General features: G+C 43.8%; 19 protein-coding genes and 1 pseudogene. 2 read left to right on the plus strand and 18 right to left on the minus strand.

Features of this window, described 5'->3' with window-relative positions; translation table 11 throughout:
• Nucleotides 1-351: 351 nt before the first annotated feature.
• A complete protein-coding gene (locus NE638_RS16120) occupies nucleotides 352-1,284 on the minus strand; it encodes a serine hydrolase domain-containing protein (RefSeq protein WP_173746717.1) in 933 nt (310 codons plus the stop codon).
• Between the two features lie 5 nt (nucleotides 1,285-1,289).
• Complete coding sequence (locus NE638_RS16125; RefSeq protein WP_059086484.1) at nucleotides 1,290-2,636, minus strand: APC family permease; 1,347 nt, start codon at nucleotides 2,634-2,636, stop codon at nucleotides 1,290-1,292.
• Between the two features lie 259 nt (nucleotides 2,637-2,895).
• Between NE638_RS16125 and NE638_RS16130 the strand changes: the two genes are divergently transcribed.
• A complete protein-coding gene (locus tag NE638_RS16130) occupies nucleotides 2,896-3,732 on the plus strand; it encodes a MurR/RpiR family transcriptional regulator (protein ID WP_015526598.1) in 837 nt (278 codons plus the stop codon).
• Between the two features lie 21 nt (nucleotides 3,733-3,753).
• On the plus strand, nucleotides 3,754-4,701 hold the full coding sequence (locus NE638_RS16135) for a serine hydrolase domain-containing protein (RefSeq protein ID WP_059086485.1): 948 nt from the start codon (nucleotides 3,754-3,756) through the stop codon (nucleotides 4,699-4,701).
• A 155-nt stretch (nucleotides 4,702-4,856) separates the two neighbouring features.
• Here NE638_RS16135 and NE638_RS16140 read toward each other — a convergent pair whose 3' ends face one another.
• The 16 genes and pseudogenes from NE638_RS16140 to rsmI form a co-directional block, all read right to left on the minus strand.
• Nucleotides 4,857-5,915, minus strand: coding sequence for an ABC transporter ATP-binding protein (locus NE638_RS16140; RefSeq protein WP_059086486.1), 1,059 nt, complete (start codon nucleotides 5,913-5,915; stop codon nucleotides 4,857-4,859).
• On the minus strand, nucleotides 5,905-6,741 hold the full coding sequence (gene cysW / locus NE638_RS16145) for a sulfate ABC transporter permease subunit CysW (RefSeq protein ID WP_059086487.1): 837 nt from the start codon (nucleotides 6,739-6,741) through the stop codon (nucleotides 5,905-5,907). The genes NE638_RS16140 and cysW overlap by 11 nt, the downstream gene beginning before the upstream one ends.
• On the minus strand, nucleotides 6,741-7,580 hold the full coding sequence (gene cysT, locus NE638_RS16150; protein WP_059086488.1) for a sulfate ABC transporter permease subunit CysT: 840 nt from the start codon (nucleotides 7,578-7,580) through the stop codon (nucleotides 6,741-6,743). The genes cysW and cysT overlap by 1 nt, the downstream gene beginning before the upstream one ends.
• A gap of 59 nt (nucleotides 7,581-7,639) precedes the next feature.
• Entirely contained in the window at nucleotides 7,640-8,665 is a 1,026-nt protein-coding gene (locus NE638_RS16155; RefSeq protein ID WP_059086489.1) for a sulfate ABC transporter substrate-binding protein, read from the minus strand.
• A gap of 256 nt (nucleotides 8,666-8,921) precedes the next feature.
• Nucleotides 8,922-10,106, minus strand: coding sequence for a LacI family DNA-binding transcriptional regulator (locus NE638_RS16160; RefSeq protein ID WP_235812385.1), 1,185 nt, complete (start codon nucleotides 10,104-10,106; stop codon nucleotides 8,922-8,924).
• 536 nt (nucleotides 10,107-10,642) lie between these two features.
• Nucleotides 10,643-11,449, minus strand: coding sequence for a hypothetical protein (locus NE638_RS16165; RefSeq protein WP_173734230.1), 807 nt, complete (start codon nucleotides 11,447-11,449; stop codon nucleotides 10,643-10,645).
• A 2-nt stretch (nucleotides 11,450-11,451) separates the two neighbouring features.
• Entirely contained in the window at nucleotides 11,452-11,994 is a 543-nt protein-coding gene (locus tag NE638_RS16170) for a helix-turn-helix domain-containing protein (protein WP_173740105.1), read from the minus strand.
• 210 nt (nucleotides 11,995-12,204) lie between these two features.
• A complete protein-coding gene (locus tag NE638_RS16175) occupies nucleotides 12,205-13,503 on the minus strand; it encodes a leucine-rich repeat protein (RefSeq protein ID WP_173746719.1) in 1,299 nt (432 codons plus the stop codon).
• 95 nt (nucleotides 13,504-13,598) lie between these two features.
• On the minus strand, nucleotides 13,599-14,921 hold the full coding sequence (locus NE638_RS16180; protein ID WP_118608775.1) for an alpha-L-fucosidase: 1,323 nt from the start codon (nucleotides 14,919-14,921) through the stop codon (nucleotides 13,599-13,601).
• A gap of 67 nt (nucleotides 14,922-14,988) precedes the next feature.
• Nucleotides 14,989-15,372 (minus strand): alpha-L-fucosidase C-terminal domain-containing protein, encoded by a 384-nt coding sequence (locus NE638_RS16185; RefSeq protein WP_244094881.1) that lies wholly within the window; start codon nucleotides 15,370-15,372, stop codon nucleotides 14,989-14,991.
• Nucleotides 15,355-16,371 (minus strand): annotated as a pseudogene (locus tag NE638_RS16190) (alpha-L-fucosidase); the annotation flags it as partial. The gene NE638_RS16185 and the pseudogene NE638_RS16190, both read right to left, overlap by 18 nt.
• Before the next feature lie 265 nt (nucleotides 16,372-16,636).
• A complete protein-coding gene (locus NE638_RS16195) occupies nucleotides 16,637-17,350 on the minus strand; it encodes a lysophospholipid acyltransferase family protein (protein ID WP_118608773.1) in 714 nt (237 codons plus the stop codon).
• Between the two features lie 23 nt (nucleotides 17,351-17,373).
• The gene (locus tag NE638_RS16200) at nucleotides 17,374-18,003 is read right to left on the minus strand and encodes a hypothetical protein (RefSeq protein ID WP_021651690.1); all 630 of its coding nucleotides are present in this window, start codon (nucleotides 18,001-18,003) and stop codon (nucleotides 17,374-17,376) included.
• Between the two features lie 15 nt (nucleotides 18,004-18,018).
• Nucleotides 18,019-20,571 carry a DNA gyrase subunit A gene (gene gyrA / locus NE638_RS16205; RefSeq protein WP_173723259.1) on the minus strand — a complete coding sequence of 851 codons (2,553 nt, stop codon included), beginning with the start codon at nucleotides 20,569-20,571 and terminating at the stop codon, nucleotides 18,019-18,021.
• Between the two features lie 14 nt (nucleotides 20,572-20,585).
• On the minus strand, nucleotides 20,586-22,511 hold the full coding sequence (gene gyrB / locus NE638_RS16210; protein WP_015526581.1) for a DNA topoisomerase (ATP-hydrolyzing) subunit B: 1,926 nt from the start codon (nucleotides 22,509-22,511) through the stop codon (nucleotides 20,586-20,588).
• Between the two features lie 484 nt (nucleotides 22,512-22,995).
• The gene (rsmI, locus tag NE638_RS16215; RefSeq protein WP_092072414.1) at nucleotides 22,996-23,859 is read right to left on the minus strand and encodes a 16S rRNA (cytidine(1402)-2'-O)-methyltransferase; all 864 of its coding nucleotides are present in this window, start codon (nucleotides 23,857-23,859) and stop codon (nucleotides 22,996-22,998) included.
• Between the last annotated feature and the right edge of the window lie 514 nt (nucleotides 23,860-24,373).

Consider the following 24,373-nt stretch of genomic DNA (forward strand, 5'->3'; position numbering starts at 1 on the left):
CAGGAATAGACGACATTGTTGTTTGATTTATATGTTGTGTTCATATTTGTATTATACTATGGTTTATCAGTTAATACAATTACTATTTTGTCCCTCTTCAATTACTTGCATAAATTCGATGGACGCGTCTTATATCCCCATAGTTGAAGCAGGGGGTTTTACGACGCATTGGATAAAATACTATATTCCAAAACGACACAAAAAAATCGCCGAACCCCAGTAAAATCAAAAGGTACAGCGATTTTTTTGTTTAGCAACTGTCAAAGACAGGAGTATAAAACGGTTTCTGACCAATGTCAAGCCAGAAAGATTTAAGCCCTCTTACACTGTCTGATTTGCCAGACAGAATTCTTATAATTCCGGAACCACTGTAGTCCATAGATGATTTCCTATTTTCTGGAAATCCCCCTCCAGAGACATTACAGTTACTACTGCATCCTTGTCAGGAAACGCCAGACAGAACTGACCATAATTTCCATCGGATCGATAGGAACCGGCTTCCGGATTCATTACAAACTGATATCCATATCCAAAACCGGAATATAGATTTCCCGGACTTCCTGCCACTGAATTATCCACCAGATTGGACGTTGCCATCTTCATGTACGACTCTGGCACCAGCTGTTTTCCATTATAATTTCCCTTGTGAAGAATCATCTGTCCATACCGGGTAAACTCATCAATATTCACATAAAGTCCATTAGCCGCATGCACATGCCCTTTCGGACACAAAGTCCAGTCTGGATTTCCAATTCCCAGCGGCTCAAAAAAGCGATTTCTCAAATATTCCAGAAGATTAACTCCCGCACGTTTTTCAATCGCACAGCTGATCATATAAGTATTAAAATTGCTGTACAGCCATTCTGTTCCCGGTTTTTTTATCACTTTCGCATTCTCGAAGAAATATCGGATCCAGTCCGGAGTTGTGTAACGCTCCGGCCAGTCACAGAAAAACAGAGAGCTTTCCAAACCTGTAGTCATTGTCAGCATATTTTCCAGCGTTACATCCCCCAGATATCCGTCCGGATTCTCCGGTGCATACTCTGGAAAAATATCCACAATCTTCTCATCAAGTCGAATCAGCCCTTCATCAAGTGCGATTCCTGCCGCACAGGACACAACACCCTTGCAGGCAGACCAGGTGTTAAGGCGTGTCTTGACCGGCATTCTTTTATATTCTGCCGTTAACTGTCCTTCACGCCATATCTGCGCATACATAACATTGAGATTTTCTTTTAAAGTTTTGATAGCAAATTCATTGATCAGGTTCTGGTCTTTATTCATAAACATTAATCCTCCCACACACTTGTTTCCATCTTTACATCAGGACTTACACTTCTAAACCATCCGTAAGCCATGCATACTACAATGGCTATCAGACTGATGATTACTACCGGAAGTTTCAGGCTTCTGCAAGAATTGATAAAAATGCAGATATATGCAAACAGGCTCAAACAGCAGAGGAAATAATATTTTCCGTTAGAAATATGCATTGGTGATTTTTCCCATGCTTCTGCATGTTTTTTCGGAAGCTGGAAATACGCATAAATCTGCAGAAATGCCAATGCTGATGCCAGAAGCATAATATTATTTACAACATCACTGATAGAAAAGTCCAGTAACACAGGTAATATTCCCATAAGATAAGTAAATGTCATCAGTTTCCAGTAAGCCCCTCTTCTGTTCTGAGCTGCCCATGATTTCGGAAGCCATCCATCTTTACAGGACTGTGCAACCGGAATACAGTTATTGGAAATTGTTGAATTAATGGATGAAGACAGTGCAAGTACCGGACCACCAATCATAAATACTGTGAAAAGTGCCGGATTTAAAATATTTTTTGCAACCAGGGTAAGCGGCTGTCCGGCTACCTGATCCAGAGGAAGCACACCACTTGCTACAATTGCAACACCGCCATATACAACCATCAGTGTCGGAATACAGTACAGAAGTGCCTTTGGAATATCTTTATGCGCTTCTTTTGCCTGTTTACCATAATTCATAATGCAGGAATATCCGTTTGTTGAATATACATACAGCATGATTGCGGAAAAGAATCCGGATGGACCATTGTAGAAAAAGTCTGGTGCTGTAAACTCAAACACCGGATTTTTCAGCTGGAGGCATCCCAGAACAATAAACAGACCAAGTGCAACAAACAGCAGGATAACCAGAATTTTCTGTACCTTCGCCATTACATCCACACCACACAGATTGATGGCAAAGAACACACTCAGGGCTGCAATTCCAAACCATTTCGCATTAATCTGCGGCCACAGGGAATTTGCATACATACCAATTGCCACACCATAAGTCGCCAGATTGATCGTCTGTGGCAAAAATCCTACTGCATACATACCGGCAACTCGTTTGCCGGCCATATCTCCTACCAGAGAATAAAATCCTCCTCCAAGTTTCAGTGTAGATGTGATCCATGGAATTGGTGCAATCATCATAAATCCCCAGATACATGCAGCTACATATGCCAACCATGCTGACTGACCAGTCAAAAGAATTGCCGGTCCGATCAGTGTCAGAACACCCGATCCAATCGCCTGTCCTACACCGATTGTATAAAGATCACTTCGTTTCAGGTAACCTGTTTTTTCTTTTATTTCCTTTACTGTTGACGACATAAAAGCCCCCCTTTTTTATTGACTTTAATATTAATAGTGCAATTAATTCTTTTTCTGACGTCATATGAATTATTTAATGCTATATTAACATCTAGGTTTCAAGATTTCTATTGACAATATTATTAAAAATACACACTTTAATTTGTGCATTATTTACATCTTTTTTATGTTAAGAAGAATTTTTTACTCCATTATATTGTAATCAAACTTTACACCTGTTATAATTTATTATACTAATCGTACAGTACAGGAGGTTTTCATGAAAATAGAACAGTTGATCCGTGAAAAAGTATCTTTCCTTTCTGCCGGTCAGAAGAAAGTTGCCGAATATATATTACAACACCTTGATTCATTCAGTTATTCCACCCTTGCGAAACTCAGCAAGGAAATTTCCGTAAGCGAAACCACTATCATACGCCTTGCCTATTCCCTGGGATTTGAAAGTTTTTCTGAAATGCAGCGTACTGTACAGAATGATATTCTTTCCGTTCCTACGGTTATAAAAGACGATTCACTGCTGGATAGCGGAAATTTTTATCAAAACATCATTGCCAATGAACTCCATTCCATGGAAAGCTGGGCATCTCATCTGAATCAGGAAGATATGGATCAGATTGTTACCCATCTGAGCAATGCCAAAAAACGCCTCATTGTTGGTGCACGCTCTTCCTACAGTGCCGCTCTCTGGATGGGAACTCTGTTGAATCAGCTTCTTGGAAATACCAAGGTGGTTCACGAATTTTACGATTCCAATTTCGAATATCTCACAGAAGCATCCGAGGATACAGTTGTTCTTCTGATCTCTTTTGCCCGCTATACCAAATGGTCTCTGAAATATGCACAGATTGCCAAAAATCATGGTGCAAAGATACTCGCCATCACAGACAGCATTTCATCACCGGCATGGGCGCTGGCAGACCACGCTATCATTATAGAGATCAATCTCAATGAAATGGGATTTAACTCCTTCTCATGCCTCTATTGTCTGTTTGACAGTATTGTTGCAAAAATCCGCAAAACCAGGTGCAAATCCATCAGTACACGACTTCATGACCTAGAAGAACTTTATTCAGACTTTGATCTTTTTTACGAATAATAATTTCAGGGGGGGATTATCATGCAGGAAATTTTAGATATTTTTCTTGAGAAATCAAAGCAACATCATTCCAATATCATCTACGCACAGATATATAAAAATGATCTTCTAAAAGAAGAATTTAGACTTTTTCCGGTCAAAACCCGTTTAAATATATGGTCTATCAGCAAGCCTTTTGTTGCAATGGCCGCAGGTATCGCAGAACGTGAAGGACTGATCACTCTTGATGAATACATTTATCCTTGGTTTGAAAAATATTTCCCTTCCGACCCTTCTGAAAATCTGTACAAGATAAAGATCCGTGATCTTCTTACCATGTCATCCGGTCAGAAAGATCCGCTCTTTTTCTGCGATGGACCAGAGCGATACAGAGAAAAGGACTGGGTGAGATATTTCTTTCAGAATGATTCTTTTCCATATACACCCGGTACACATTTCGTATACAGCAACTTCTGTTCTTATATTTTGTCCGTCCTTATAGAAGAAAAATCCGGTACCGATTTGCTGAACTATCTGCGATATCGTCTACTTGAACCGATTGGAATTCCAAATCCGGACTGGACCCTTTGTCCTCAAGGACACTGTATGGCAGCCAATGGATTATACCTGACAATTGACGAGTTGGCGCGTTTTGGACATTTGCTTCTGCATGAGGGAGAATGTAACGGAAAACAGATCGTCCCAAAAAAATTCGTGATTGATGCCTGTCAGAAACATATCGATTCTTACAATCCACTGACGGAGCATCCGGATTACCAGAGCTATGGTTATGGTTATTTCATATATATGGGACCTATGGAAGATACACTGATCCTGTCCGGCAATTACGGCCAATACTGCGTCGTTGATAAAAAACGTCAGATGGTATCCTGTGTCATGTCCCTAGATGGCAATGACCACAAAAAAATCCGTGATGATCTGGTAGATTCCCTTGCAGAATATTACGGTGTGAAAATTTCACATATATAAAAAAATGCCACTCCCTCGGCAAATCATATGATATTCGCAATCCGCTAACGCTACTTGCTCATAAAAAAATGCCGCTTCCGCGGCCATATCATATGATATTCGCAATCCGCTAACGCTACTTGCTCATAAAAAAATGCCGCTCCCGCGGCATTTTTTTATATCACTAACCAATCCTCAACCATAGCTGTATTATGTAGCAGTACTGCCTCATTTCCCTTCGTTACAAAAATCCTCTGCACAAACACATCCACAACTTCGCCTTCCCGGACGGGTTCTTCGTCAAGGCTTCTTCTGGCGCTGAGTGTGGTGTTTCCTACACGGACTTTCAGTTCCAGGCTGCTGCCGCGGAATGCGACTCGTTCTACGATGCCCTCTGTTGCGGAGCTTTTATATTTCTGTTCCTCGTTCTTCTTAGTCACTTTTACAAACTCCGGACGGACAATGGCTTTTTCGCCTCCCGGAACTTCCTCGAAGTGATTGAACACCTGGTAATCATCGATCACAGAAGTCTGCCCGAAAAATCCCGCCGTAAACGCAGTATCCGGATTCTGATAAACCTCCAGTGGAGTTCCCTTCTGCTCGATCCGTCCACGGTTGGTAATAATAATTTCATCCGCCACCTCAATAGCCTCATCCTGGTCATGGGTAACAAAAATACTGGTGATCCCCAGCTTCTCGATCATATCCTTCAACCAACTTCGAAGCTCCGTACGAATCTTTGCATCGATCGCCGCAAAAGGCTCATCCAGAAGGAGAAGCTGCGGATTCGGAGCCAGAGCCCGGGCAAAAGCAACTCGCTGTCTCTGACCACCGGACATCTGACTCGGATATCTTTTCTCCAGGCCCTTCAGCCCGATCAGCTCTACCAGTTCCATAACCCTCTGCTTAATATACTTCTTGTCCGCCTTCTGCACCTTCAGGCCAAATGCAATATTATCATACACCGTCATATACCGGAAGAGAGCATAATTCTGGAACACAAATCCAATGCCTCGCTCGCTGGCAGGCACATCATTGACCACTCTTCCGTCGATGATGATCTCCCCGCTGTCTGGCTGCTCCAGACCGGCGATCATACGGAGAATCGTAGTTTTTCCGCTTCCGCTGGGCCCCAGAAGACCAATCAGCTTCCCCTTTTCGATACCAAAGCTTACGTTATCAGATGCCTTGTAATCCCCATATGTTTTATTGATATTTTTTAACTCAACGTACATCGCCTTTTTCCCCCTTTCCTTTATGCTCCAGAACATTTCTTGCGATCAGAAGGATCACCGCCAGGATCACCAGAATCGAAGAAACCGCAAATGCCGGAACATACTGGAATTCGTTATAAAGAATTTCCACATGCAGCGGAAGTGTATTTGTTTTTCCACGGAGATGTCCGGACAGTACGGACACAGCTCCAAACTCTCCCATGGCTCTGGCTGTACACAGCACAACACCATAGAGAAATGCCCACTTGATATGCGGAAATGTCACCTTGGTAAAAATCGTCCAGCCTTTTGCTCCCATCAGTGCTGCCGCCTCTTCCTCATCGGACCCTATGGATTCCAGAACCGGTATGATCTCTCTGGACACAAATGGAAACGTGACAAAGATCGTCGCTAGGATAATTCCCGGAACTGCAAACACGATCTGTATCCCTGCACTTTCAAGAACAGAATAAAGAGGACTCTGCTTTCCAAAAACCAGGATATAGATAAGACCTGCGATAACCGGTGATACTGTAACCGGAACATCGATCAAAGTGGTAAGGAGCTTTTTTCCCCGAAAATGAAATCTGGTCATTGCCCATGCCGCACACAGACCAAAGATCGTGTTACATACAACAGCCGCAGCCGTCGCCCCAATGGTCAGCTTCAGCGCTTTCAGCGTGTACTCATCTGTCACCGCCTGCACATAGCACTGCCAGCCCTTGCTCAGTGCCTGGGTTACAACAACCACCAGAGGCAGTACCAGCATCACAAAAAGAAAGATCACGGAAATCCCGATAAGGATCCATTTCACCGGCCCGGAAGCCTGCTTCTTTTTTTCATCCATTATGCATCCCTCCCTCTGATACGTTTCGTATTTCTTGCCTGCACCAGATTCACACCAAACAGGATCAGAAATGATACTGCCAGTGTAACCAGTGCGATAGCTGTTGCGCTTTCATAGTCAAACTCCTGAAGCTTTGACATGATGATCAGCGGCGTGATCTCTGTATAGTAAGGCTTGTTTCCTGCGATAAAAACAACGCTTCCGTATTCTCCCAGGCAACGTCCGAAGGCAAGTCCCGCCCCGGAAAGCATTGCCGGCAGAAGCTCAGGAAGAATAACTCTGCGAAAAACGGTGAATGGCTTTGCACCCATGACACGAGCCGCCTCCTCATAGGAACCGTCCAGCTTCTCCAGAACCGGCTGAATGGCCCTGACCACAAAAGGGATTCCCACAAAGATCAATGCCACCGTGATACCGATTCTGGTATATGCGATCTTAATACCGAAATTTGCAAAAAAGCTTCCCACCAGACCTTTATCGGATGTCAGGGATGTCAGTGAGATACCGGCAACTGCAGTCGGCAGTGCGAAAGGCAGCTCGATCATTCCATCCATGATCCTTTTTCCCGGAAAATCATATCTTACCAGCACCCACGCAAGGACCAGGCCCATAATAGCATTGATCACTGTGGCCGCAAATGCGGTAATAAAGCTTACATAGAATCCGGACAAAACCCTCGGCCGTGTGATCACCTCAATAAATTCCCGAAAACCCAGCCGCGCCGAATATACTGCCAAAGACGCAAGAGGGATCAGAACTACGATACTCAGCATCGCCAAAGTCACTCCCATTGTCAGTCCAAAGCCTGGTATCACACGTTTACTCTGTTGTTTCTTCATTTCTGTCTCCCCTCTTTTCTATTCTAAGTTTCTGATCTGTTACAAAATCTCAGGCTCTTCTACTCTTCATAGATCTCATCAAACACTCCGCCGTCTGCGAAATGCTTTTTCTGAACTGCATCCCAGCCGCCGAAATCTTTGATCGTTGTCAGCTTCACCTTCAGGTTAAAAGTATCTACATGCTTTTTCAGGATCGTCTGATCAACCGGCCTATAGTAATTCTCCGCGATCAGCTCCTGAGCTTCATCGGAATACAGATATTTCAGATATGCTTTCGCTGCTTCTGCATTATCATGCTTTTTCACATTTTCATCTACAACAGCAACGGATGGCTGTGCCAGGATACTGATGCCCGGCGTTACGATCTCGTAATCATCCGGATTGTCCCTTACAGAAAGAAACGCTTCATTTTCCCAGGCGATCAGCACATCCCCCTGCCCGTTTTCCACGAAAGAGGTTGTGGCACCTCTTGCTCCGGAATCCAGAACCAGGACATTTTTGTAAAGCTTCTTGATAAAGGCTTTCATCTCTGTCTCGTTGCCGTTATATTTCTCATTGGCATAAGCCCAGGCTGCCATGTAATTCCAGCGGGCACCACCGGAGGTTTTCGGATTGGGAGTGATCACCCCCACACCATCCTTTGTCAGATCATCCCAGTCGTGGATATTCTTCGGATTTCCCTTCCGAACAAGAAATACAATGGTGGAAGTATAAGGAGCACTGTCATCCGGATATTCATCGATCCAGCCCTTGTCGATCAGACCGGCATTCCGGATCGCATCAATATCATATTCCAGTGCAAGTGTCGCCACATCTGCAGGAAGTCCGTTGGAAATCTCAAGGGCTTGCTTTCCGGAACCGCCATGAGACTGAATCACATCCACACTCTGACCTGTTTCCTCTTTCCAATATTTTGAAAAAATCTTATTATATGCTTCATAAAATTCTCTGGTCGGATCATAGGACACATTGATGATCTCCACATGATTTTTATCCTTTGTATTGTTTCCCGATACTGCAAAAGTTCCTGCCAGTACCACTGCTGCCAGTGTGATACAGACACCTGCAATGCGTTTTCTTTTCATGATCTGTGTACTCCTTTACAACCACATTTTTATTTAGAAATCTTTTTCCCAACAATGTAACTGCTTCATTTCGCTGTCAAATCATACCTGTTCTTTCCGTTTACTGTGGTTCTGTAATTTTTTTATTTGAATTGAATACATTAAACCATATTATTCCCATTAATTAAATAGGAATATTTGAAAACGTTTTCACGAAATACTCTGGTCATAGCGCAACCGCATCCTGTCTGTCACTATATCTGCGCATCCGCAACACTCAGATACAATAATCGCTCCACATACTGTCCTCCACACTGCTGCAGCTGTTCCGTATCATCAGTCTGCCTTCCAGCTCCATTCGCACAATACCGGAATGCCCGCCCTTCAGCCGGTCCAGCAGCAGGTATAATGCAAATTTTCCCATATCCTCCTTGGGCAGACTCACCGTTGTCAGCATCGGTCTGGTAAACTGTGCCTCCTGTATATCATCGCTGGATATGATCGAAGGCATATAATACCTGTTCCGAAATTTATTCAGGCACTTCAGCATTCCGATCGCTGAAATATCATTGGCACAGTAGATTCCGGTTGGCATGTCGTCCGACTGAAAGAACTTTTCCATGGCCTCGTAGCCCTCGGCCTCAGTCTGCTTTGTTTCGATAACATACTCCGGTATCACATCCAGATCATGCTTCTTCAGTGTTTCCAGATACCCGTTATACCGGTCCTCGCTGTGACACTGGCCAATATAACCGATATTTTTGTGCCCCAGGGAGATCAGATATTCCACTGCCGCTGCTGCGATCTTTTTCCCATCGCAAAGGACCTCATCCACTTCATAATTGGTAGAATTCCGGTTCACCGATACCACACTCTTATACTTCTTATTCAGCTTCTTCAAAGCCTCTTTATTACATCTGCCGATGATGATCAGTCCGTCCCTTTTCCCTTCCACCTCATCATACATTCCGTCGATCAGCCGGTCCAGATTCTCCCTTCGGCACTTCCGGTCATCGGAAAACACAGACATATACCATACTTTGGAAAGAATGCAGTTTTTATCATGGATCTCACTTTCGATCACCCGAAGAAGCTCCGCAAAAAACGGATCCGTTGTGGAAGAATCGGTTCTTGTCATCAGGATATTGATGTACCAGGTTTTCTCCTGCTTTGCGGAAACGCCTTTTTTCAGATTCCGGGCCGCCTCGTTGGGCACATAATTCATCTCGATAGCTGTTTTCCATATCTTATCCCTGAGTCCGGAAACAGAACATTTATAATTGGGATTATTCAAAACTCTGGAAACCGTCGCCGGTGAAACCCCTGCCTTTTCTGCGATCTTCTTGATGGACATGTACCCGTCCCCTCCCTCTGAAAAAAGTCTACCCGCTACCAGTCCTGTAAGCTGCTCAACGTCATCTATGTAACTCAGCATCATCAGTGTAACAGAACTTTTTATCATTCCTTATTTCATAGTAATTAAATATGTTTTATATGATAATAAGAGTTTTGAAAAAAGTCAATCTTATTTTGTGAAAACGTGTTCTTTTTTTGCCTGCAATATATAAAAACAGACTGAGAACCTGATATATATTCTTATCAAGCTCCAGTCTGTTTTGCGTACTCAAACATATAAGATATAACTATGAGTAAATAACAAATGCTGATTACTAATATCCTTTGAATTATTTAACCGTTACCTTACAGGTCAGTTTTTTGGAACCACTCTGAACGGTAATGGTTGCAGTTCCTTTTTTGATGCCTTTTACAACACCTTTGGATGTGACCGTTCCCCCATTTTCCAATTCACATTTATACTAAAATTATAAATTTCCCATCACATTTAATCAAGCTTTGTTTAGAATATTTTCGTCATATTTTGTCTGTTTACAGACATTTTTGAACATTTTTTCTACTATAAAAAACCGACAGCTGCACATGTGAAACCTTTTGCACCTGCTTTATTACCAAAATACCAAAAATACGACGTGCAGTTATTCAAAATAAATATCTGTACTTTCTTCTCCTGCTCATAATAATCTCAAATACTCTTTCTTTATATTCCTGCGGATAATAACTTTCCATATCCAATATTTCTTTTACGTCTTTTTCATTAAATTCCAGACTTATCTGCTGACCATACAATTCTTCCGCAATCTCGATCTGCTCATCAAAATCTTCACACAGAGTTTTTGATCGTACCTCCTCTATCAGATTATTTATGTTTTCTTCCATCGGATAATCCATCTGTATATCTGATAGCAGTCCTGCACCGTTATCAAATATTGGACATAAATGATATTTTTCTTCTGCATCCATTAAGACTCCAATATTATGCATATGCCGATCTTCATTCATAAAAAATGTATCAATTGCCAGGATCTTACTCATATACTTTCCAAAATCGCTAATTCCCGTAATGCGTTCCGTCTGATCTACTATAAATTCCAGTCTTTCCGAATGTTCTGGAATCGTGAATAATTTTTTATAAAGACTTTCATTATAAAATCCATAAAAAAGTCTTTCTAATGTAATAAGCTGCCATCCCTCAGGCAAAAAATTTTCACTTTTACATCCCAGATATTTTCTTCTCTTATAACTAATCTCTTCTGTTTTATATAAAACATACTCTTCCTGTTTCAGTGAAGATTTTTCCAACAAACGTGAAACAACATATTCCACCAATCCCTCATATCCCATATAATCAGCTTTATACCATACATTGTTCCTGCACCATTTCAATTGGTTTCCTTTTGACGATTGTCTGTCATTTGTTTTGATATCCTGTTCAAAAAGCTGTACCATCTTTACCTCTCAATCCTGATCCAGAAATCATCCTCTGCCATTCTTCCTTCGGTCTTTTCTATGATCATAAACGGATCATAAAATGGCAGATTCAAATCTTCTAATACCAATTTTATTTTGTCTCGTTGTCTCGGGAAACAACGAGATTCCAGAAATTCCTCGTATTCTTCAAAGGTTGGTTTTTCATTTCGGCCAAATGCTTTTTTAATAAAATTGTTTGTATAATTATATATTTTTACTTTTCTGCCTCTCTCATCCACATCAATAATCGTACATATTTCACTCCTAAACATGTACCATAAGCGTATCGGATATTCTTTTTCCGGTACGCGGAGGTTTTCCTCTATCTGAGGATACTCGTTTAAAATATGAACTAATGTCGTAACCGGTCCTGTAATATCCCGATTTTCACTTTCCCATCTTTCTATTGTTTTCTGAGATACATTTACTAACTTTGCAAAATCTTTTTGTGTAAGCTTCAATTTCTTCCTTAAAATTCGTATATCTTCTGCCCGTATCGAATGTTTCACAGCATATCCTGTCATTTTAGATTCCCCCTTTTTTATTAATATACCCTTATTTTAAGGGTATAACAAGCTATTTTATTCCTTATTTTAAGGGTTTTCTATATTTATAAAAAAACCCGGCAGCTGCACATGTGATAACTCTCCATGTTTCATCTGCCGGGCTTCTGTTTTTATTTTCTTTTGTATTCTTTCACTGTTATGGCGATTTTACGTACGCCTGCTTCATCGTTACTTCACCGTTATCTTACAGTTTAGTTTTTTCGCTCCGCTCTGCACGGTGATCACGGCCGTCCCTTTTCGGATTCCCTTTACAACACCTTTGGAATTTACCGTAGCGATCCTGCGATCCGAGGAACGGAAAAGAATCTTTTCGTCGCTGTAATACGGCACGGTCACTGCCTGGATCGTGTATGTTTTTCCACGAAGTATGGTTTTTGTTTTGGGCACGCCGGTCATCTTTGCGGTCCTTACTGCGGCAGTATTGTTCAAAAAACGGAACCCATTTTTCTTTGCGTAAGTCTGCGCAGTAGAACCCTTTTTTCCGGCAATGACAAAAGTTTTATTTTTTCCACTATTGAAATTATAGCCGATCGCTTCTTTTTCTATCACTGTTTTACTGTTGAGGATCGTAATCTTTTTCATTGCCAGGCAATCATAAAAAGCATGGCTTCTGATCTTTTTCACACTGGCAGGTACTGTAATATTCCCCAGTTTTCGACAATTACTGAATACACCGTTCCCGATCTCTGTAAGCTTCTTCGGCAACGACACCTTTCTGAGATCTGGACAAAAAGAAAACGCACCTTCACCAATAATCGTAACACTGTCCGGAAAGCTTACTCCTGTCAAACCGCAATGCCGAAAGGCCGCTCTTTCTATCCTGGAAACGCCCTGTCCAAGCGTAACCTTTTTCAGCTTCATATCTGCCTCAAATAACGATTCCGGTAATATTTTCACACTTCCCGGAATGCTGACAGATTCCAGATTGTTACAGTAACTGAAAGCATATTCATCAATTTTTGTTACAGTTTTCGGTACATCCAGGCTCATAAGCTTACTCTGGTAAAAAGCATATGCACCAATGCTTTTCAGTCCATCAGGAAGCTTGATCCTGGTGATCGCAGTATCTCCAAATGCTCTTACTCCAATACTCCGCAGAGTTCCCGGCAACGAAATCCTCTTCATATTTCTGCAGCCTGAAAAGGTTCTGTCACCGATTCCCGTGATCCCAGATGCAACGGTTACTGTTTTTATCATTGCTGATCTGTATGAAAAATCATCGGTAACCTTAACCTCCCCTTTTCCCTGTATCTGCAGGTTTCCATTGGAGTACAACCGGTAAACAGCTTTGCTTCCACAGGAGCCCTTCGCAACAAGCTTTGCAGTGCTCTGCACACCTGCTGCCGATGCTTTCTGTGCATATTCAGCCGCATAACCAGTCTGTGCATGTACAGCCACAGAAGATACACAGGACCCTGTCAGGATCATTGCCGTTGATAACAGTATTGCGATTTTTTTCCCAAACATAAAAGCTCCCTCCCTGAGAATCGATCGGATATCCACGATCTTCTCCCATGCAGCAACAAAAGGACCGGCATACATCCGGTCCTCCTATTCATCATTTAGAATCTGTTGGTTAATCCAACCACATACATATCTTCTTTATATTCCGGGATCTTCACAAGAAGTCCTTCTGCAGTATCTTCAGTTTCTACCTTCACTGCCGGATCAAATGGTCTCAGCTGCCCATGATAGCCCTTGATCAGGAATTCATTGGCACCTTCCTTCAGATGATCTGCAAACACATTCAGATTTCCGTCTTTCTGTGTATAATGGAGCTCAATTCCACTCTCAAGCAGCTCAGATTCACGGTCACTGCAGCGTGTTCCGTAAATACCGTCATGGTTTACCTTCAGCCATGCACCCAAGATCTTCAGTCTTCTTACCTGCTCCTCCGGAATCGTTCCATCTGCCTTCGGGCCGATGTTCAGGAGAAGATTTCCGTTATTTGCCACTGTTCCGACAAGAAGTGAGATCAGATCCGGAACAGAGATCAGCTTGTCATCGCCTTCGTTGGCATTATAACCGAAGGATAAGCCCATTCCACGGCACATCTCCCATTTCTCATTTCTGTTTACAGAACCGGCTTTATATTCCTTAGTAAGGAAATCGTGATAACGTCCGTTGAAACGGTCATTTACCACACCCTCCGGAACCTTATTGTAATAATGTGCAAAGAAATACGGCATCATCTCTTCACTCTGTGTCGGCCATCCGATATCATTCCAGAACACACTCGGTGCATAATCATCTACAAGCTCTTTCATCTGATTATAGGAATAATCTGCATATGCAAATGTCGGGCTGGCTGTTCCAAACAGATCATCATCCTCAAAAATAGGATCGTTTGCATACTGCCAGTCGATCAGTCCGGAATAATACAGGCCCATGCGGATTCCTGCGTCACGGACAGCTTCTGTCAGCTCACCGGTGATATTTCTCTTCGGTCCCATTTCTACGGAATTGAAATGTGTATATTTACTTGGGAACAGGCAGAATCCGTCATGATGCTTGGTTGTCAGAACAACATACTCCGCACCTGCTTCTTTGAAGATCTCTGCCCACTGCTTCGGATCCCAGTTTTCAGCTTTCCACATAGGAATAAAATCTTCGTATTTGAAATCTTTTCCGTATTTTTCTATATGATGCTTATATGTAGGACCTTTTCCAATGTTCAGAGAATTGTAATACCATTCTGCATACGGATTATCCGCAAACCATTCCTTGGAATCAACCTCTCCCAGCTCCCATGTATGCGGTGCAAATGCCGGCACGGAATAAATTCCCCAATGGATAAAAATTCCAAATTTACAATCCTCATACCATTTTGGAACTGTGTGTGCATTTACAGAGTTCCAGTTTCCTGTGAATCTTACATCTCCCATAATTAAAATACCTTATCCTTTCTGTCCTTTCAAAAAGACATTATAATTTACTCGCTTCCCCCAACAGCTATTCTACTGTGATCTTCAATACCACCGGCATATCTCCCGCCTCAATAACCCCTCTTCCGCAGGAAATATCCAGTTCTTTATTTCTCGCAAATGCCGGATGCAGATCTGTTCCGAGGATCTCAATATCCCGGATCGTGGATTTCAAAAGCTTCATATCATTGCCAAGAGCTTTAATATGGATCTCTCCATCCTCCGGCCAGTGCAGAACAGTCGCATAAATATGATTGCTCTTACTTGTAAAACGGATATCCTCAGAAGTAAAGTGCTTATCATAGGTATCCGTGAAATGTCCCTCCGGAACCACCGTCGGTCCCTCTCCGAATGTCTTCCAATATCTGGTTCCGTATATCGCCTCTCCGTTTACCTTCAGCCATTTTCCCATTTCTCTCAGGATATGTGCATCCTCTTCCGGAATTGTTCCATCCGGCTTCGGTCCGATATTAAGAAGAAGTGCACCATTTTTGCTGACTACATCGATCAGATCCAGCACTATATCGGAAGGCTTCTTATAATCATTTCCAATGGTATAGCCCCAGGAGTTCTTAGCTACAGACGTATCATTCTGCCACAGATCCGGCGTGATATGGTCTAACTGACCTCTTTCCAGATCATTGACTGCGCTGCCGTAAACATATGCGTCAAATTTGGCATCAATAGCTGTTTCTTTTCCCCACTGTGCAGAACGGTTGTAATAATATGCTGCAAATTTACGAAGATACGGTTTCCATGCATACTGCTGGATCCACCAGTCAAAATACACGATGGATGGCTGATATTTATCCACGATCTCGCAGGTGCGGACAAGCCAGTCCTGCATATGCTCCTCTGTCGGAGGATTGTCATAAATATCACTCATATCTCTGGTGATTCCTGCTGCCGGCCCATAAAGATCCGCATATTCCGGATCATTGACATCAGCCTCCGGGATCTGACGACCTCCATTAAAGAACCAGTAATGCTCTGCTCTGTGAGAAGAAGCACCGAGAACCATTCCCTCTTTCTCAACCTCTGTCTTCAGCTCTCCGAGAATATCTCTTTTCGGTCCCATCTCAGCAGCGTTCCAGCGCCAAAGGTCACTGGCATACATCTGAAATCCATCGTGATGCTCCGCTACCGGAACTACGAATTTCGCTCCCGCCTCTTTAAATAAGGCCGCCCATTCCTTCGGATCAAACTTCTCAGCCCTAAACTGAGAAATAAAATCCTTGTAGCCGAATTTATCCAGAGTTCCGTATTTCTCTGTATGATGCAGGTTCTCCTTAGAGCCTTTCACATACATATTTCTGGGATACCATTCGTTTCCGAAAGCCGGAACACTGTAAACACCCCAGTGGATAAAAATTCCGAATTTATCTCTTGCATACCACTTCGGCGTCGGATGCTCACAGAGAGAATCCTAGGTATCCGTGTATGGTCCCTGTGCGATCACCTCATCGATGAGAGAAAGGTATTGTTCTTTTTTCATCTGTTCGTCCTCTTTACATCTTTTATTTATATTGTATGGATGTCTCTATGTTATCATCAAACCTTTTGGTTGTATATGCCAAACAATTCACAAATAAAACGTTTCGTTTTTATACAAAACATACAGCAAAAAAAGACCTTGATGATATTTTTGTTTCAACTTCATCAAAGTCTTTTCTTTTTTACATAATATTCTCTTCGATCACCTTTTCGATCCGTCTCTTCACTTCTTCTGCGAGCTCTGTGGTATGCATATCTTTGTATTCCTCATAATACATCGGAGGAAGGATATGCACCTGTACGGTGATCCTCTCTGTAGAGCCGGTATCAAAAGCCTTAAAGGAATCGATCAGTGCAACCGGAACGATCGGGCATTTCGTCTTGGTGGCAGTCTTGAAGCTGCCGCCCTTGAACGGCCCCGGATGATTTCCGTTTTTACTTCTGGTTCCCTCCGGAAAGATCAGATAATTACGACCAGCCTTCACTTCCCGTATTACATTGACAATGACCTGCATGGACTGCTTCAGGTCTTCCCTGTCAATGATAAAGGCCTTCATACAGGCAAAAACCTGCTTTAGAAAAGGAATCTCTCCAACTTCCTTCTTGGCAACTACCGAAAAAGGAACCGGGCATGCCCGGATGATCGCCAGCACATCAAACAGTCCCTGGTGATTCGGAAAAAACATAAACCCCTTTTCTTTTGGGATATTTTCAGCTCCATGCACATCAATATGGATATTTCCGCCTTCAATGGCATGCTCATCTATCAGTCTCAGGAATGCGTATTTCTTCTCTTCCGGATAATCATCTGTATGCGCTGCATACCAGCAAAGCTTGATCCACCAGTAAGGAACAAAGACTATATTTCTGAGCACCATCAGCAAAATCCGCTTCATTCTTACATCCTCCCGCCTCTGCTTTATCCGTTCAGTTTCCCTGCGATCTTATCCTCGTATCCCGGATTCTTTTTCAGAAAAACCTCATAAGCCTTTGTATAATCTGTATAGGTTTTCGTAGTCATAAATTTCTGATAATCCTTAGCAGCCTGCTGGCTGATCTTATCTGAAATCTCAGAAGGCGCATACAGATAATACTTTTTGTCCTGGACCTTTACAAGATAGGTACTGATACATGGATATTCCTGCTCGTTCTCCAGAACAAGATTATAGCGGATATAAACATAAGAATAATTTTTGTTTTCAGAAATGGAGCCACAGCTGTCGATATTTACATCCTTTACTCCATGGGCCTGAAAATATTTTATCGTGGAGGAAATCTCTGTTTTCGCCTCATCCGATAACTTATCCGCACTGTAACAGCTCTGCATCTTTTTATTCTTGCCTGCTGCTGCCGCTTTGATGTAGCCTTCCACAACCCCCTCCGGAGTTCTGTGGCTGATCTTTCCGCAGCCCCTGGCCGCCAGAACGATCACCAGCAGGATCAGAATGATCCCCGCCAGTGTCGCAATGTGGACAAAATTCAGTTTTTTATTAGAGTATTTCAGCTTCTTTACTGATTTTTTTCTGCGTTTTTTCTTTGTCGTCGTCATGACTTATCCTCGACCTTATTCCTCTTCACTGCCTGTGACAGCTTCCTCTGCAGAGCCTTCTTCGTTATCGCCGGTTTCTCCGTCAGCTTTTTCGGTAGTTGTATCTGCTTCCGGATCTTTATCTCTTACCTTGGCGATACTTGCAACGGTTACACCTTCTGTAAGATTGATCATCTTCACACCGGAGGTGATCCTTCCAAGAACAGAGATATCCGCACACTGCAGACGGATAATGATACCCTCTGTAGTGATCATCATGATCTCGTTCTCTTCGTTGACAGCCTTGGCGCCAACAACATTTCCGGTCTTCTCGGTGATCTTGTAGCACTTCACACCCTTACCGCCACGGTTCTGGACAACGAACTCACTCATAGCTGTACGTTTGCCCATTCCGTTCTCGGAAACTACAAGCAGATAATCTCCCTGAGTGTTCAGCTGCATGGCAACAACTTCATCACCGTCAGTAAGATTCATACCTCTTACTCCCATGGACGCACGGCCTGTGCTGCGGACATCCGTTTCCTTAAAGCGGATACACTGTCCGTCCCTGGTCACAAGAATAATATCTTTATTATTATCAGTAGCCTTAACCTCGATCAGCTCGTCATCATCACGAAGAACGATTGCTGTAAGACCTGTCTTACGGACATTCTCGTAATCCTTGATCGGAGTTTTCTTCACAAGGCCTTTCTTGGTGGCCATCATCAGATAATGACCCTCTTCATATTTACGAAGCGGGATCACAGCTGTGATCTTTTCTCCCGGTGCAAGCTGCAAAAGATTGATGATCGCAGTTCCTCTAGCTGTACGACCGGCCTCCGGGATCTCATATGCCTTCAGTCTGTATACACGTCCTGTATTAGTAAAGAACATGAGATAATGGTGCGTCGTCGTCATCAGAAGCTCTTCGATATAGTCATCCTCAATCGTCTGCATACCCTTGATTCCTCTGCCACCACGGTTCTGGCTGCGGAAGTTGTCAACGGTCATACGCTTGATATAACCAAGCTTTGTCATTGCGATCACTGTATTTTCTCTCGGGATCAGATCCTCTGTAGAGATATCATATACATCGTATCCGATGGAAGTCTTTCTGTCATCGCCGTATTTCTCTGCAATGGCAAGGATCTCCTCACGGATCACCCGGAGAAGGAGCTTGCGGTCAGCAAGGATTGCCTGGAACTTGCGGATTTTCTCCATAAGCTCTGCATACTCAGCCTCCAGCTTCTCTCTTTCCAGACCTGTCAATGCACGGAGACGCATATCCACGATCGCCTGTGCCTGCACATCTGTCAGCTCAAAACGGTCGATCAGCTCCTGCTTGGCGATCTGTACGTTGCGGGAACCACGGATGATGCGGATCACTTCATCAATATTATCAAGTGCCTTCAGAAGACCTTCCAAAATATGGGCTCTCTCCTGTGCCTTATTAAGATCATACTGTGTTCTTCTGCGAACTACATTCTCCTGATGCTCCAGATAGTACTCCAGCATCTCTTTCAGGTTCAGAACCTTCGGTTCCATACTTCCATGATTTGGAACAAGAGAAAGCATGATCACACCAAAAGTATCCTGCAGCTGTGTATGCTTGTAAAGCAGATTCAGAATCACGTTGGCATTGGCATCCTTACGAAGATCAATACAGATTCGCATACCCTCACGGCTGGAATGGTCGTTCAGGTCTGTGATCCCGTCGATCTTTTTGTCACGGACAAGCTCTGCGATCTTCTCGATCAGACGTGCCTTGTTTACAAGGTACGGGAGCTCGGTAACCACGATACGAGATTTACCGTTTGGCAAAGTCTCGATATTCGTCACCGCACGGACACGGATCTTGCCACGTCCGGTACGGTAAGCTTCCTCGATTCCTCTCGTTCCGAGGATGGTCGCTCCTGTAGGGAAGTCCGGTCCCTTTACGATCTCAAGAAGCTCCTCCATAGCTGTTTCTCTGTCTTCTTCTACAATGTTGTCAATGATCTTAACAACTGCATTGATAGTTTCACGAAGGTTATGCGGCGGAATATTGGTTGCCATACCTACCGCAATACCTGTAGTACCGTTTACCAAAAGGTTCGGAAAACGTGCCGGAAGCACAACCGGCTCACGCTCTGTTTCATCAAAGTTCGGCTGAAAATCAACCGTATCCTTGTTGATGTCAGCAAGCATCTCCATGGATATCTTGCTGAGACGTGCCTCTGTATATCGCATGGCAGCCGCACCGTCACCATCCACGGAACCAAAGTTTCCATGTCCGTCAACCAGCGGATATCTTGTGGACCATTCCTGAGCCATATTGACCAGCGCACCATAGATGGAGCTGTCACCGTGCGGATGATATTTACCCATGGTATCACCGACAATACGCGCACATTTTCTGTGTGGCTTGTCAGGACCATTATTCAGCTCGATCATAGAGTACAGAACTCGGCGCTGTACCGGCTTCAGACCGTCTCTTACATCAGGCAAAGCTCGTGAGGCGATAACACTCATGGCATAGTCGATGTAAGATTCCTTCATCGTTTTTTCCAGATCCACTTCGTGGACTTTGTCAAAAATATTATCTTCCATTCTTCTTTATTCTCCTAGATATCAAGATTCTTAACGAATCTTGCATTTTCTTCGATAAATTCACGTCTTGGCTCTACCTTGTCTCCCATAAGAGTGGTAAATGTCAGATCGATCTCAGATGTGGCAGCTTCGTCCATGGTCACACGGAGAAGGATTCTCTTCTCAGGGTCCATAGTAGTCTCCCAGAGCTGCTCGGCATCCATCTCACCCAGACCTTTATAACGCTGGATCTTATTGTTTCCGTCACGTCCGATCTCGGTAAGGATATTGTTCAGCTCATCATCGTCATATGCATACCATACCTTTTTGTTCTTCTCCACTTTATAGAGAGGAGGCTGCGCCAGGTATACATATCCCTGCTTGATCAGCTCCGGCATGAAACGATACAGGAAGGTCAGAAGCAGTGTTGCGATATGTGCACCGTCAACATCGGCATCGGTCATAATGATGATCTTGTGATAACGAAGCTTGGAAATATCAAAATCCTCATGGATTCCGGTTCCGAAGGCAGTGATCATTGCCTTGATCTCTTTGTTTCCGTAAATCTTATCCAGACGTGCCTTCTCAACATTCAGGATCTTACCACGCAGCGGAAGGATCGCCTGTGTGGCACGGTTTCTCGCTGTCTTGGCAGAACCGCCCGCGGAATCTCCCTCTACGATATAGATCTCACAGTTCTCCGGATTCTTGTCAGAACAGTCTGCAAGCTTTCCCGGAAGCGACATGCTGTCCAGTGCGGATTTTCTTCTTGTAAGGTCACGTGCCTTTCTGGCTGCCTCTCTGGCTCTCTGTGCAAGAACAGATTTCTCAACGGTAGCCTTGGCAACTGCAGGATTCTGCTCCAGGAAAATCTCCAGCTGTTTACTTACGACACTGTCTACCGCACCTCTTGCCTCACTGTTTCCAAGCTTCTGCTTGGTCTGACCCTCAAACTGCGGATTCTCGATCTTAACACTGACGATCGCAGTCAGGCCCTCACGGATATCATCACCGCTTAAGTTCGGCTCACTGTCCTTGAGAAGCTTGTTCTTACGTGCATAATCATTAAATGTATTGGTGATTGCATTACGGAAACCGGTAATGTGTGTACCGCCCTCCGGTGTATTGATATTGTTTACAAAGCCATAGGTGTTCTCTGTATAGGAGTCATTATGCTGCAGCGCAACCTCTACAGACACGCCGTCCTTCTCACCCTCACAGTAAATGATCTCCGGGTAAAGAGCCTCCTTGCTTCTGTTCAGGTAGCTTACAAACTCACGGATACCACCCTCATAGTGGAATACCTTCTCGCGCTCCTGTCCCTCTCTCTTATCCTCCAGAACGATACGAAGACCCTTAGTCAGGAAAGCCATCTCACGAAGTCTCTGTTTCAGTATATCATAATCATAAACAGTCTCCTCAAAGATCTCCTTGTCCGGAAGGAAATAAACCTTCGTTCCTGAAAGCCCCGGATCACAGTCACCTACCACCTTCAGCGGGTACATAGTCTTGCCACGCTCATATCTCTGTTTGTATTCCTTACCCTCTCGGTAGATGGTAACCTCCAGCCATTCGGAAAGTGCATTTACAACAGATGCACCAACACCGTGAAGACCACCGGAAACCTTATATCCTCCACCGCCGAACTTACCGCCTGCGTGAAGAATGGTAAATACAACCTCAACTGCCGGAATACCTGCCTTATGATTGATGCCAACCGGAATACCACGACCATTATCTGTAACTGTAATGGAATTATCCGGATTGATATCTACATGGATCTCCGTACAAAAACCAGCCAGTGCTTCATCGACTGCGTTATCCACGATCTCATATACGAGATGATGAAGTCCACGGCTGGAGGTACTTCCGATATACATTCCAGGCCTCTTACGTACGGCTTCCAGTCCTTCCAGGATCTGGATCTGATCCGCGCCGTATTCTGTATTCTCTGCGCCCATGTCATTCCTCCTGTTCTTGTCGTCCGGACGTGTTTGAAAATTCATTTCTGCAGAACCATAGCAGCTTCAGAAATCATTACATCAAATCCTGAACAAGATAAACTGATCTTTTAATTTCAGGAAATACTGTATTTTCATTTTGCAGAAAGCAATTCTCAAACCCGCTCCGGAAGTGTCATTTATACCTGTAAAATAAATATTTTTTACATACGAATACAGAGTTTATTATAGCACAAAAAAGCCTGTATTTCCACGCAAAATCATAGGAAATACAGGCAAAAAAGTATCTTATTAAATGCAATCTCAAAATACAGCACAATATGGTCTATACTGCAAGCAAATCATTTCGACAAAATCCGCACAGTACTTTTTATTACCACAAAAAAAAGCCACATACGTTCCCAAAAATCCTTGGTCACAGTATGCAGCTTATTCAATCATCCACGATCACGTTACCTACGATCCGTACCACAATTACACCTGATCATTCAGCAGAATCTTCTCCATCCAGAAGCGCCTTATAAATATCCCGCTTGGAAACACCACGATCCTTGGCAGCAAGCTTCATGGCATCCTTCCTGGAATTCCCCTGCTGCTCATACATCGCCACATGCTCCGCAATGGAAATCTCCTCCCAGGAAGCACGCTTCTCCGCCTCCATCTCACTGCGGCTCCTGCCCTCGATCACAAGAACACACTCACCCAGCGGCTTCTCATCTTTATAAAAATCCATCAGATCATCGATCGTAGTCCGGAATGCCGTCTCATGCTTCTTGGTCAGCTCTCTGCAAAGAGTCATCCGGCGGTTGCCAAGCGCCTCTCTGAGCTCACCAAGAGTCCGTACAAGCCTGTGAGGTGCCTCATACAGGATAATAGTCCTGGTTTCACAGGAAAGCTCCTCCAGGATCGTTTTTCGTTCTTTCTTATCCGCCGGAAGAAAAGCCTCGAAAGCAAAACGCCTGGTATGCAGGCCTGACAAAGTCAGAGCAGTGATACAGGCAGCAGGACCCGGAAGTGAAGTCACTTCAATTCCGGCTTCATAACACATGGCGGCAAGCTCCTCCCCGGGGTCTGAGATACCCGGAGTACCTGCATCTGTGATCAACGCAATGTTTGTACCCGCCAGCAGCTTTTCCACGAGGACATGGCCCTTATCGATCTTATTGTATTCGTGGTAGCTGGTCATGGGGGTTTTTATATCAAAATGATTCAGAAGTTTTATGCTGTTGCGGGTATCCTCCGCAGCGATTAAGTCCACTTCCCGAAGGGTTCTTAGTACTCGAAGGGTGATGTCTTCGAGGTTTCCTATGGGGGTGGCGCATAAGTATAGTTTTCCGTTTTGTTTCATATTTTCCTCTTTTCTCGCTTGACCGCGGGGAGTTTTTTCCACTTGGCCGTGGGGGAGTTGTTTCGCTTGACCGCGGGGGATATTCCGCTTGACCGTGGGGGTTATTCCGCTTGACCGCGGGGGGTTGTTTAAGTTTGGGAACTTTGAAAACCGCAAAGGGGCCGCAAAGCCGCGCCCCCTCTGCACACCCCTTGGGCTTTTTTTAAGTAGTGCAAGGGATTCGTTGTTCTTATTTGTTGACTTGTGTCTGTATGCTTCGGTATTCAGCGCACTACGCTGTGCCGATGTTGTTTTATTTCTTCACTTTCTCTGTGATTCACTTCTGGCAAGGTGTCTGTATTCTTCGATACTCAGCGCACTACGCTGTGCCGATGTTGTTTTATTTCTTCTGTTTCTCTGTGGTTCGCTTCTGGCAAAGTACCTGTATTCTTCAATACTCAGCGCGCTACGCTGTGCCGATGTTGTTTTATTTCTTCACTTTCTCAGTGATTCACTTCTGGCAAGGTGTCTGTAT

The organism is Blautia sp. MSK.18.38, assembly GCF_024460535.1.
GTDB lineage: Bacteria > Bacillota > Clostridia > Lachnospirales > Lachnospiraceae > Blautia_A > Blautia_A fusiformis.